At 60.2% G+C, this 12,113-nt stretch carries 9 protein-coding genes; 8 read left to right on the plus strand and 1 reads right to left on the minus strand.

Annotated elements, in window-relative coordinates; translation table 11 throughout:
* Nucleotides 1-151 precede the first annotated feature (151 nt).
* The 5 genes from KSX58_RS07600 to KSX58_RS07620 all read left to right on the plus strand — a co-directional run bounded on the left by KSX58_RS07600 (nucleotide 152) and on the right by KSX58_RS07620 (nucleotide 6,977).
* Nucleotides 152-1,039, plus strand: a complete 888-nt coding sequence (locus KSX58_RS07600; RefSeq protein WP_038444896.1) for a TM2 domain-containing protein — start codon at nucleotides 152-154, stop codon at nucleotides 1,037-1,039.
* Nucleotides 1,039-2,361, plus strand: coding sequence for a lipoate--protein ligase family protein (locus KSX58_RS07605; RefSeq protein ID WP_117643053.1), 1,323 nt, complete (start codon nucleotides 1,039-1,041; stop codon nucleotides 2,359-2,361). Before KSX58_RS07600 ends, KSX58_RS07605 begins: the two co-directional genes overlap by 1 nt.
* A gap of 91 nt (nucleotides 2,362-2,452) precedes the next feature.
* Nucleotides 2,453-3,193, plus strand: coding sequence for a Crp/Fnr family transcriptional regulator (locus KSX58_RS07610; RefSeq protein ID WP_046999675.1), 741 nt, complete (start codon nucleotides 2,453-2,455; stop codon nucleotides 3,191-3,193).
* A gap of 124 nt (nucleotides 3,194-3,317) precedes the next feature.
* On the plus strand, nucleotides 3,318-5,630 hold the full coding sequence (locus KSX58_RS07615; protein ID WP_042990410.1) for a transglycosylase domain-containing protein: 2,313 nt from the start codon (nucleotides 3,318-3,320) through the stop codon (nucleotides 5,628-5,630).
* Between the two features lie 225 nt (nucleotides 5,631-5,855).
* Entirely contained in the window at nucleotides 5,856-6,977 is a 1,122-nt protein-coding gene (locus KSX58_RS07620) for an NADH:flavin oxidoreductase/NADH oxidase (protein ID WP_011743652.1), read from the plus strand.
* A gap of 252 nt (nucleotides 6,978-7,229) precedes the next feature.
* Here the strand turns inward: KSX58_RS07620 and KSX58_RS07625 are convergent, their stop codons facing one another.
* Nucleotides 7,230-8,378 (minus strand): quinone-dependent dihydroorotate dehydrogenase, encoded by a 1,149-nt coding sequence (locus tag KSX58_RS07625; protein ID WP_003806744.1) that lies wholly within the window; start codon nucleotides 8,376-8,378, stop codon nucleotides 7,230-7,232.
* A gap of 202 nt (nucleotides 8,379-8,580) precedes the next feature.
* Here KSX58_RS07625 and KSX58_RS07630 point away from each other — a divergent pair, with 202 nt between their 5' ends.
* Genes KSX58_RS07630 through galK form a run of 3 tightly spaced genes read left to right on the plus strand, consistent with a single transcriptional unit; the run spans nucleotide 8,581 to nucleotide 11,921 of the window.
* Nucleotides 8,581-9,384 carry a DeoR/GlpR family DNA-binding transcription regulator gene (locus tag KSX58_RS07630; RefSeq protein WP_003806741.1) on the plus strand — a complete coding sequence of 268 codons (804 nt, stop codon included), beginning with the start codon at nucleotides 8,581-8,583 and terminating at the stop codon, nucleotides 9,382-9,384.
* A 4-nt stretch (nucleotides 9,385-9,388) separates the two neighbouring features.
* On the plus strand, nucleotides 9,389-10,639 hold the full coding sequence (gene galT, locus KSX58_RS07635) for a galactose-1-phosphate uridylyltransferase (RefSeq protein WP_039775644.1): 1,251 nt from the start codon (nucleotides 9,389-9,391) through the stop codon (nucleotides 10,637-10,639).
* Between the two features lie 31 nt (nucleotides 10,640-10,670).
* Entirely contained in the window at nucleotides 10,671-11,921 is a 1,251-nt protein-coding gene (gene galK / locus KSX58_RS07640) for a galactokinase (protein WP_085393430.1), read from the plus strand.
* Nucleotides 11,922-12,113: the final 192 nt, after the last annotated feature.

Here is a 12,113-nt window from a genome sequence, read left to right on the forward strand (position 1 = left end):
CTGATTCCGACTTCCGTCCCATCCTTTGAGACGCCCACCGAAAAGGGTTTTTCCCGAATCGGCGGGCGTCTTCGCATATTCGGGGATTTTTCAGGGGCCACCTAAGGTGGAATCGGGTGGAAATGGGCAAACTTTGGGATATTGTTGAGGCATGAGTGATAACAACGCCGATTTCAATGGTGCCGGTCAAGTCAACAATCCAACGTCGGATAACGCAGCCCAGGCCGACTACAACCAACCGTACATTCCACAACAGAACGATGCGCAGATGAACCATCCGGAGTCGCAGCCGGAAACCCCCGCATACGATCAGAACTCCGCCGCATACACTCAGCCCGCTCAGCCGGCCGAGCCTGCCGTTCCGGCGTACGATCCGAACGCTTCCGCATACAGCCAGTATGGCCAGACCGCACAGTCGGCCCAGACCGCTCAGCCGTCATACGGTCAGCCGGCGACTCCGGCCCCGGCATACGGTACGGCTCCCGTCTATACCCAGCCGGCTCAGCCGGCCACGCCCGCTGCTCCGGTATATGATCCGAACGCCGCATCGTACAACCAGTACGGTCAGTATGGCCAGCCGTCCCAGCCTGCCCAATCTGCGCAGCCGTCGTACGGTCAGCCGGCAGCCCCGGCGTATGACCCCAACAACGCTTACGCCCAGCCGGATTACAACCAAGCGAACTACGGACAGCAAGGCTACGCGGCCCCGTCTTACAACCAATCCGCCTATACCCAGCCCGCCTACGCGCAGCAGCCGGCATACGGCCAGCCCGTCGCACCGGCCGGATACGCCCAGAAGTCGAAACTGGCAGCCGGTCTGCTTGGCATCTTCCTGGGCTGCTTCGGCGTGCACAACTTCTACTTGGGCAACACCGGCAAGGCCGTGGCACAGCTGCTGCTGACCGTCATCGGCTGGATTCTCATCATCGGCCCAGCCGTCGCAGGCATCTGGGGACTGGTGGAAGGCATCCTGATTCTGTGCTCCCACTACGGCTCGCAATGGCACCGTGACGCTCAAGGCGTCGAACTGCAGGATTGATGACTCGAGGACTTTACAAACAGCCGGGCGGCAAACTCGTTGGAGTGACTGTCCGGCTTTCTCATGCCGATTCGGATTACGCCGATTCGGACTATATTGATTCGGCTCATACGAATGCCGTGAAAACGGTTCCATACGCTGGGCCGGCTGCATCATCGACTGTTATCGAATGCCATATCGACGGCGATTTCTTCCTCGACGGGGACGATGCCGGAACGCGGAATCTCTTGCATTCCATGGAATGTGCGCTGGAACAGTGCGCGGCCCGTTGCCTCAGCGGTTCGATGGTTTCCGAACGTGACGTGACCGCCGCCGTCGAACGGACGATGCTGCACCATCCGGACGTGCGCATCGTCGGCATGGGCGCGCGTGGCATCGCCATCGCCTTTCAACGTGCGATTGACGGCATCGATGGCGCCGATGGCATTGCCGGTATCGGCGGTAATGATGTTACGAAAGTGGAACCACGCGACGACCTGCGCATTCGGCGGCATACCAGCCCAATGGAAACCGCAGAAACCGCGGAAATCGCAAAAAACATTGAAAACGCTGGAACCGCGGAAAGCGACGAAAACGCTGGAACCGTTGGAACCGGCGAAATCGCCGAAACCGGCAATTGGGCGGAATACGCGCGACGCTGGCACGCACTCAAACCGAACATCGTGCACGACGACCCCCGCAAACCGCAGGAACAAATGGACCTCGACGTCGAATGGGCGCGCGAAGTGGCTGCCGGAACCCGCGAACCCACCCTGCGTTTCTGGGAATGGGCCGAGCCGGCCGTGGTCATCGGCAGATTCCAGTCGCTCGAAGACGAAGTCAACGTGCACACCGCGCAAGACGAAGGATTCCACATAGTCCGCCGCTGCACCGGCGGGGGAGCGATGTTCATCGAACCAGGCAACACCATCACCTACTCGCTGTACGCGCCACTCGACTTCGCCCACGGCATGAGCGTCGAGGAATCCTACGAACTCTGCGACTACTGGCTCGTCGAAGCGTTACGCGCCCTTGGCCTCAACGTACGATTCGCCGGACTCAACGACATCGCCACACAATACGGCAAACTCGGCGGCGCCGCGCAACGCCGGTTCGCGCCCACCCACGGCGGACCCGGCGCGATTCTGCACCACGTCACGCTCGCCTACGACATCGACGCGGAAAAGATGACCCGCGTGTTGAACATCTCACGAGAGAAAATGTCCGACAAAGCGGTGAAATCAGCGGCAAAACATGTCGATCCCATGCGCTCTCAAACCGGCATGGGCCGAGACGAGGTAGTGGCGCGACTGGTCGACGCCGCCGTTCGAGTTACAATGTAGCCCGAATGGTCGATGGTGCCCGACTTAACGAGCGTTGGCATGGATGTCGACAACGGAAAACGCAGAAGCACGGCGGAACGGAGGCACGTCGATGGTCACCCCGAATGGAACCAACGGAATCAATGGTTTTGGTGGTTTCGACGATGAGCGTGAGACGTTGCTGCACACCGCGCTGTTCAAGCAGGTTTCGTCCGAAGAAGCCCGGGAACTGCTGCCGTATCTGCTGCATGCCGAATACGACAAGGGCGATTTCATCTTCCGCGAGGGAGACACCGACCATCGCATGTATCTGCTGGAGGAAGGCCGTGTCAAACTGACCAGACAATCCTCCGACAAGCGTGTGCAGCTGCTGAGCATCCACGCGTACGGCGAAGTGCTGGGCGAGATTCCGGTGTTCGATCCGCATGGCGGACCGCGTACCGCTTCGGCGGTGGCGATGACCAACGGCACGCGTGTGGTCTGGCTGGAACATGACGCGCTGTTCGACTGGCTCGACGAACATCCGCGCGTGGCCGTGGACATGCTGCAGGTATTGGCGCACCGCATGCGCAGCAACAACGAACGCATCTGCGATCTGGTGTTCATGGACGTTCCCGGACGACTCGCCAAAACACTGCTCAATCTGGCATCACGATTCGGCGAACCGGTCGAAGCCGGCCTGAAGGTGCCGCACGATCTGACACAGGAGGAGATGGCGCAGCTCGTCGGATCCTCACGCGAAACGGTGAACAAGGCGTTGATGGATTTCGCTAACCGCGGATGGATCGCCAGGGAAGGCCGGTCCATCATCATCTACCAGCCGGGCATGCTGATTCGCCGATCAAGACGATGACATTCGGCTGGTTTTCGGCTGATTTCCAACTTTTCCTAAGAAATTGTCTGTTTTGTGAGAAACCCGTGACGGCTTCCGGCACATGCGTTGGCGGGCATGTGTTTAGTAGACCCGCCACTTTAGAATGGGCGTCATGCCCAAGAAGAAGACCCTTACCGTTCAACGTGTGCTCGCATTGGTAATCGCATACATCACGTTATGCGTGGGCGGCGGCGTTGTGACGAGTATTTTCTTTATGCCCGCTGTGTTCGCCGCCAATAACGCGGCCAAAGCCGTCATTCCGTCCCTTGCGGTCGAAGGCATCGATTTCGATGTGACCTCGCTTCCGCAACGCTCGACGATGTATTTCAACGACGGCAAGACCGCTTTCGCGGAATTCTATACGCAGAACCGCGAGGTCGTGCCGCTGAAGAAAATCTCCAAAGCCATGCAGCAGGCCGTCGTGGCCCGTGAAGACAAGCGCTTCTTCGAACATACCGGCGTGGACGTGCAGGGCGTGTTCCGAGCGTTCTTCCAAACCTATGTCAGAGGCGGCGACCAGCAGGGCGGTTCCACGCTGACGCAGCAGTACGTCAAGAACGTGCTGTCCACCCAAGCCCGTGAAGACGACGATCCGATCGCCGAATACCATGCGACGGAAGACACCGTGGCACGCAAGCTGCGCGAGATGCTGATCTCGGTGCAGATCGAAAAGAAATACTCCAAAGCCGAGATCCTGCAGGGCTACCTCAACATCGCGCAGTTCGGCCGCAACAACCTGTGCGGCGTGGAAATGGCCGCCAAACGCTACTTCAACGTCTCCGCTTCGGAACTGAACGTCACCCAGGCGGCGACCATCGCGGCAATCACCAAGAATCCGCAGAACTTCGATCCTTCCGTGGAAGCCAACCAGAAGGAAGCCGAACACCAGCGCAACATCGTGCTGCAGCTGATGCACGACCAGGGCTACATCACCTCCGAAAAGGAATTCAAAGACGCCATCAACACGCCGTTGAAGGACACGCTGAACCTGCAGGACGTGAGCTCCGGATGCCAGTCGGCCATTGAAAACACCGGCTTCTTCTGCTCGTACGTGGTCAACCAGATCCTGAAGAACAAGGCGTTCGGCAAGGACGACGAGGCTCGCGAGAAGCTGCTGAAGGAAGGCGGTCTGAAGATCGTCACCACGCTCGACCGCAACGCCAACAACGCGGCCATGCAGGCGGCGAACAGCACCGTTCCGGCCACAGACCCGTCCGGATTCGAAGTGATGATAGCGGCCGTGAAGCCGGGCACCGGTGAAATCCTGTCGTTCGGTATCAACCGAACCTACGATGCCACGGATGACGCCCGAACGGATGAGACCAAGACCTCCATGAACTACATGGTCGATCAGGAGGACGGCGGCGGTATGGGCTTCAACGTCGGCTCCACCTGGAAGCCCATCAACATGGTGGCGTGGATGCAGAAAGGCCACTCCATCAACGAGTCGCTCGTCACATCCACCGTCTACGACACGTCGAAGTTCAACTGCAACGGCTACGGTTTCGTCGGCCCGTGGAGGGTGCAGAATTCCGGCGGCGGCACCACCTCTCCGGAAAGCCCGCTGCAGGGTCTGATCAAGTCGCACAACACCACGCAGGCCTCGATGGCGTCGAACATCGGTCTGTGCGCGATCGCCGACGCGGCCAAGGAGATGGGCTACCACAACGCCATCTCCAACGCGTCCGACATCTACTCCGCTAACTCGTTCCAGCCGCCAATGACCATCGGTACGGTGCAGGCGTCGCCGTTGACCATGGCCAACGTGTACGCCACCATGGGCGCCAACGGCGTGGAATGCACTCCGATCGCCATCACCAAGGTGACCGACCGCAGCGGCAGCAAGGTGAAAGTGCCGTCCGCGAACTGCCATCAGGCCATCGACCCGGACATCGCGCAGACCGTGTCCTACGCGCTGAACCAAGGTGTCGTGCAGCCTGGCGGCGAAGCGTCGACCACGCAGCTCGACAACAATCGCAAGACCTTCGCCAAGACCGGCACCAACGAGAACACGGTGATGACCACCGCAGGTTTCGTACCGAACCAGGTCGCGGCGTTCGTCGCGGTCGCCGACGCGCAGGACCCGATCAACAACACCTTCGACAACAAGACCATCAACGGCGTGTACCGCCCGTCCTGGTACGGCATGTACATCGCAACGCCGGCGTGGAAGCAGTTCATGAACACGTATCTTGCCGCCATCAACGCGCCGATCGACAACGATTACGGAAAGGGTGCCGACAAGTACACGGTTTCGAAGGGTGCCACCAGAACATACAACCAGTACCAATACCAGCGCCAGCAGAACAGTCAGCAGCAAAGCCAGCAGCAAAGCCAGCAGCAGACCAACCAAGGCCAGCAGCAGCAATCGCAGCAACAGCCTGCCGAGCAGCAAAGTGACCAGCAGCATCAATAGTTGCGATTGTCGGCTATACGTGCCGACTGGCCGCACTGGCTGCCTGCGCTGACTGTTTACGCCGCTGGAGCGTAAATCGCATGGCAAAGTGAACAGTCCATGAACGCCCGCCCCAACCGGCGGGCGTTCTGCTTACAATGCAATCGGTACCATGCCCGTCGCGTGGGAACGCGGTGCGGATATCGACGATTCAGGCGATACCAACGATTCATAAGAGAGATGACAATGAGCGAAGACAAGAAGAACGGCAAGCAGAACAAGACGGTCAAACCGTTCGATCCGATGACGTTGCGTGGCGTCACCGTGCGCAACCGCATCTGGCTGCCGCCAATGGACACGTATTCCGCATTGGCGCAGGACGGCAAGCCCACGCCATTCCACTACCAGCATTACGTTTCGCGTGCGATGGGCGGCTTCGGCATGATCATCATGGAAGCGACCGCCGTCGCGCCGGAAGGCCGCATTTCGCCGTGCGATCTGGGATTGTGGGATGACGGACAGATGGACGCATGGCGTTGGATCGTGGCCGACGCGAAGGCTGCGGGTGCCACGATGGCGGTGCAGCTCAACCACGCCGGACGCAAGGGTTCCACCGGCTGCCACGCGATCGGTTTCGATGGACAGAGCGTGCCGGAAGAGCAAGGCGGATGGCGGACGGTTTGCCCAAGCGCCAACGCATACGGTTCCCTGGCTCGTCCGCGCGCGCTGAGCGTCGATGAGATCCACACCATCGTGGACCAGTTCCGCGACGCCGCCTGGCGTGCCATGAACATCGGCTTCGACGCGGTGGAAGTCCATGCCGCGCACGGCTACTTGCTGTCGCAGTTCCTCGACCCGCTCATCAACGAGCGTGACGACGAGTACGGTGGATCGTTCGACAATCGCGTCCGCATGCTGGTCGAAGTCGTGGATGCGATTCGTTCCGTCGTGCCCGACACCATGCCGGTGCTGGTGCGCGTCTCCGCCACCGACTGGGCCGCAGGCGGTTGGGACCTTGACCAGACCGTCGAACTGGCTAAGATTCTGAAGGCCCACGGCGTGGACCTGATTGACGTGTCCACAGGCGGATTGATTCCCGACGTGACCATTCCGGTGAAGCCCGACTACCAAGTGCCGTTCGCCGAACAGGTGCGCAGTCGCGCGGGCATTCCCACCACCGCAGTCGGGCTCATCACCAAGCCGAAGCAGGCGAAGAAGATTCTGAAGTCGGGCGCCGCCGACGCCGTGGAAATCGGCCGCGCCGCCCTGCGCGACCCGTATTGGCCGCTCCGTGCCGCCCACAAACTGGACGTGCCGGTCGAGGAAGCCCCCTACCAGCCGCCATACCTCCGCGGCGCCTTCCGCTGACCCTCCTTCCCCTCCTCCTTTTTTCTTATTGCGAAAAGTGGATAACACCCCAACGCAACATAACAAAAAAACGAGTGGGAGGGCGGGCGTCCTGTTCACGACCGTAAGCCTGGCCGAACGGCCTTGAGTGTGTCGTGAACAGGACGCCCGCCCTCCCACGGAGACGCGCCTCTGTTTTTTACTTATTAATCGCCTTTATATTGTCGAAAAATCGCTTTTTAAATTGCAACTTAAATCGCAATTAAAAAAGTTTCACGCGTCGATGCCGACCGCCTCGCTGACATGTTCGAACCCGTCGCGCCTGAGCAGTTCGGCCAGTCCACGCTTCAACACGGTGATCTGCTGCGGACCACGGTACATGAGCGCGCTGATGAACATCACCAGCGACGAACCGCAACGAATCTTCTCATACGCCTGCTGCGGGGTGAAGACGCCACCGATGCCGGCGATTGCGAACCGGTCCCCATACTCGCGGTAGACCTGCTTGATGCGTTCGTTGCTGGTCGCGTAGCACGGCGAGCCGGACAGTCCGCCCTCCCAATCGCGCGGAATGGACATGCCGGTGCGGTCCTTCTGCAGATTGGCGATCGACAGTCCCTGCACGTTGTGCTCGGCGAGCACGTCCAGCAGATCCTTGAATTCCGGCCACGTCTTATTGAGCGGCATTTTGACGAGCGTCGGCTGCGGACGGTCGATTTTGTCCAGTTCGGTGAACAGCTTGTCGAGCGCTTCCGGGCTTTGGTTGAACGGTTCGCCGGCCATGGTGTTCGGGCAGGAGATGTTCACTTCGACCATGGCGGTGCGTCCGGCCGCGCGGCGCATCGAAATGCAGTAATCCTCGATGCCTTCGTCCAGATCGCCGGTCTTGCTGTCGTTCGTGCGGGCGATCGAAACCGACACCTGCATGCTCTTCGCCTTCGTCCATGCGTTCTCGGCGCGCGGAATCACCACCGCGGAACCCTCGTTGGCAAGGCCCACGTGCACCATCATCGAATCGTATTCAGGCAGGCGGTGGAACCATGGGCGCGGGTTGCCGGGGCAGGGGCGCGACGTGGTGGAGCCGACCGTTTCGAAACCGAAGCCGACGTTGTCGAGCAGCACCGGCATCTCGCAATCCTTGTCGAGGCCGGCGGACAGGCCGAACGGATTGGCGAAGTCGACGCCCATCACGTTGGTTTCCAGTATCGGGTCGGTGTAGTCGAGCATTTCGCGGCATAGCCACATCAGCGGTGGAATATTGCGGGTGACCTTGCAGAAATCGATCATCTGGCTGTGGGCCACGTCGGGCGTCTGGTTGAAGATGAAATGCGGTTTGATGATGTGCTTGTAGCCGAACGTGAAAAGGTCGGTGGTGGCTTTGTTCACTGCGTCGTGCCAAAAGTTTTCGGAAACGTATGTCATAGTTCCTTATTCTCGCACGTTTTCATTGGTTTCGCATGGCATTTTGGGCAAAAGCCGGTGTGTGTCGGTGTGGCATATAGGACGTTCGTTTTTGTTCGTTTTAGGCTGAATTTGAGTCGATTGTGGTGCGGCTTTGAGCGAAACACGCGCGAAACGCTCAACTCAGTTGTATTTTTGAGTGAACATGTGCGATAATGTTCATATGATTTCGTCGCAACGCCAGCATTTGATTTTGAGCCGTCTGCGTACCCGTGGTGCGGTGCGCATCACTGCGCTGTCCAAGGAATTGGGCGTCTCCGCGATGACCATCCGCCGTGACATCGCCGATCTGGCGGACAAGGGTCTGCTGAAGCGCGTGCACGGCGGCGCCGTCAGCACCAGCACGCTGCTGAGCGAACCGCTGTTTTCCGTAAAGTCGCAGATGGACATCGGTCTGAAGGACGCCATCGCACAGGAAGCCGTCAAATACGTGGCCCCCGGAGACGTGATCGCCATCGGCGGCGGCACCACGGCGTACGTGTTCGCGCAACATCTGCTCGAATCGCAGCAATCGTCGGGCATCACCATTCTTACCAACTCCATTCCGGTGGCGGAGCTGGTGCAGGCGCTTGAATCGAAAGACGTGGAAGTCATCGTCACCGGCGGCGTCACCACGCGCTCCAACTCGCTCGTCGGGCCGATCGCAGACAAAGTGGTCGCCTCGCTGCGCGTCAACACCGTATTTCTGGGCACGCATTCCGTGTCCATTCCGCGCGGTTTCCTCATGCCGAACTCGCTGGAAGCCGCAACCGATATGGCGATGATGGACATTGCCGATCGCACGATAATTTTGACCGACCACACCAAGTGGAGCTGCACGTCACTGTCGCTGTTCGCACGTTTTGACCAGGTGGATACGGTCATCACCGATGACGGATTGGACCCCGATTCGGTGTCGAAAACAAGGGATTTGGTCAAAGAGCTCGTTCTGGCACGCCAGGCCGAGCCGGTTCAGGAAGGTGAATAATCACATGGGTGATTTCGTCAACTACACTCCGGGAGAATATGCGAAGGAGCATATCCGTATCACGCCGACCACGCTCGCGGACGGACGTGATTTCTTCTATCTTGACGACGATCCGGAATACGTCTCCGGCGTCAAGACTCGCGAACTGAAGGATCCGCGCCAACTTCCGTACCGTTTCTCCAACCAGCTCAACGCCGCGGGCGAGGAAGTGCCGTACGCGGCTCCAGAAATGCGCCGCGACCCGCTGACCGGCGATTGGATTCCGATGGCGACCGCACGTATGAACCGTCCGATCACCGCCGGTCCGGGCGCGACGGCCAAAGGCAATCCGCTGGCCGCGCGCAAGCCGGGCGATCCGTACCAGGACGGCGAAGTGCCGGACACCGACTACAACGTGGTCGTGTTCGAAAACCGCTTCCCGTCGATGGTTCGCGTGCCGGGCCGTTCCGAAGCCGTGGAATACGTCAACGGTAACCCGCTGTGGGAGAAGAAGCTCGCTGCAGGCCGCTGCGAAGTGATCTGCTTCGACCCGGATGAAGACGGCCTGCCGGCGGACCTGCCGGTCTCCCGCCTGCGCACCGTCGTGGAAGCATGGGCGTTCCGTACCGCCGAAATCTCCAAGATGGAGGGTATCGAGCAGATCTTCCCGTTCGAGAACCACGGCCAGGAAATCGGCGTCTCCCTGGCGCACCCGCACGGCCAGGTCTACTGCTATCCGTTCATCGCACCGAAGATGGAAGCCGAACTCAAGCAGACCGAAGCCTACCATGAGAAGACCGGCGGCAACCTGCTCAAGGATCTCATGAACGCCGAAATCGAGGCCGGGGAGCGCATCGTTATGCGCAACCACAGCTGGGTCGCCTATGTGCCGGCCGCGGCACGCTGGCCGCTCGAGGTTCATGTGGCCCCGGTGCGCGACGTGCTCACCCTCGACGAGCTCAACGACCAGGAACGCTGGGATCTGGCCGTCATGTACTCCACACTGCTCAAGCGCGGCAACGCGTTCTTCGACAAGGGCGATGGCAAGGGCATGGACCTGCCGTACATCGCTGCCTGGCATCAGGCCCCGATCCACGACAAGCGCCGCGAGAACTACCGCCTCAACCTGCAGTTCTTCTCGTTCCGCCGCGCCGCCAACAAAATCAAGTATCTGGCCGGCTCCGAATCAGGCATGGCCGCATGGGTGTCCGACACCACGCCGGAACTCATCGCCAAGCGCTTCCACGAGCTCGGACCAATCGATATCGAAGGCTGAAAGCCGATAAAACCCAAAGGACAAAACACCAATGACTGCTGTTGAATTCATTGAGCCGCTCTCGCATGACGAGGGTGTGAAGAACGCGACCGACCTGTTCCGCGCCACCTACGGTGAGGAACCGGCTGGCGTATGGGCCGCACCGGGCCGTGTGAACCTGATTGGCGAACACACCGACTACAACGCGGGCCTGTGCCTGCCGATCGCACTGCCGCACCGCACGTTCATCGCGCTCAAGCCGCGTGAAGACACCAAGGTGCACGTGGTTTCCGACGTTGATTCCGGAAACGTTACCGAAGCCGACCTCGATGGTCTGCAGGCCGGTGGTGTGGAAGGCTGGGCCGCCTACCCGGTGGGCGTGGCCTGGGCTTTGCGCGAAGCCGGCTTCGATGCGGTGCAGGGCTTCGACGCGGCATTCTCCTCCTGCGTGCCGCTCGGTTCCGGTCTGAGCTCCTCCGCAGCCATGACCTGCTCCACCGCCTTGGCGCTGGACGACGTGTACGGTTTGGGTTATGGCGCATCCGATGCCGGTCGTGTGACGCTGATCAACGCCGCCATCAAGTCGGAAAACGACATGGCGGGCGCGTCCACCGGTGGCCTCGACCAGAACGCATCTATGCGTTGCACTTTCGGCCATGCGTTGCGTCTTGACTGCCGTCCAGAGCTGAGCCCGCTGGAGAACGTCTCCCAGCAGGAATTCGATCTCGACAAGTACGGTCTGGAACTGCTGGTGCTTGACACTCAGGCTCCGCATCAGCTCAACGACGGCCAGTATGCCCAGCGTCGTGCCACTTGCGAGAAGGCCGCCGAAATCCTCGGCGTGGCCAACCTGCGTGTGGTCGCCGACAGCATCGCCAAGTCCGACGATCCGTTCCAGGCGCTCAAGGAAACGCTCGACAAGCTGGAAGACGACACGATGAAGAAGCGTGTGCGCCACGTCATCACCGAAATCGCCCGTGTCAATTCCTTCGTGCGTGCCTTCGCCAACGGCAAGATCGACGAGGCAGGCCGACTGTTCAACGCGTCTCATGATTCGCTCGCAGCGGATTATGAAGTGACTGTGCCCGAGTTGGACATTGCCGTGGATGTGGCTCGTGTCAACGGCGCGTACGGCGCGCGTATGACCGGCGGCGGCTTCGGCGGCTCCATCATCGCGCTGGTGGACAAGGGCCAGGGCCACGAGATCGCACAGAAGATTGCTGACCGCTTCGAAAAGGAAGGCTTCAACGCGCCTCGCGCCTTGCCGGCGTTCGCTGCGGCTTCCGCGAGCCGCGAGGCTTGATCGCAGAAGCCGATGCAAAAAACGCGCGTTGGCGCACGCCCATGAAAAAGGACGTGCACCAACGCGCGTTTTTTGCACGATTTACTTGTGGACCAGATGGCGCACAGCGTATCCCACGGCGATGACCAGCAGGTACGATGCCGAATGCTTCATCCCGGCTCCCGGTGCGGCTACGTGTTTGGCTTGGTGCTG

Source organism: Bifidobacterium sp. MSK.17.10, assembly GCF_019129655.1.
Lineage (GTDB): Bacteria > Actinomycetota > Actinomycetes > Actinomycetales > Bifidobacteriaceae > Bifidobacterium > Bifidobacterium adolescentis.

What these genes read in the sequence shown, in the direction of transcription:
- KSX58_RS07600 (WP_038444896.1), top strand. Translation starts at nt 152, where the DNA reads ATGAGTGATAACAACGCCGATTTCAATGGTGCCGGTCAAGTCAACAAT.
- KSX58_RS07605 (WP_117643053.1), top strand. Translation starts at nt 1,039, where the DNA reads ATGACTCGAGGACTTTACAAACAGCCGGGCGGCAAACTCGTTGGAGTG.
- KSX58_RS07610 (WP_046999675.1), top strand. Translation starts at nt 2,453, where the DNA reads ATGGTCACCCCGAATGGAACCAACGGAATCAATGGTTTTGGTGGTTTC.
- KSX58_RS07615 (WP_042990410.1), top strand. Translation starts at nt 3,318, where the DNA reads ATGGGCGTCATGCCCAAGAAGAAGACCCTTACCGTTCAACGTGTGCTC.
- KSX58_RS07620 (WP_011743652.1), top strand. Translation starts at nt 5,856, where the DNA reads ATGAGCGAAGACAAGAAGAACGGCAAGCAGAACAAGACGGTCAAACCG.
- KSX58_RS07625 (WP_003806744.1), bottom strand. Translation starts at nt 8,378, where the DNA reads ATGACATACGTTTCCGAAAACTTTTGGCACGACGCAGTGAACAAAGCC.
- KSX58_RS07630 (WP_003806741.1), top strand. Translation starts at nt 8,581, where the DNA reads ATGATTTCGTCGCAACGCCAGCATTTGATTTTGAGCCGTCTGCGTACC.
- galT (WP_039775644.1), top strand. Translation starts at nt 9,389, where the DNA reads ATGGGTGATTTCGTCAACTACACTCCGGGAGAATATGCGAAGGAGCAT.
- galK (WP_085393430.1), top strand. Translation starts at nt 10,671, where the DNA reads ATGACTGCTGTTGAATTCATTGAGCCGCTCTCGCATGACGAGGGTGTG.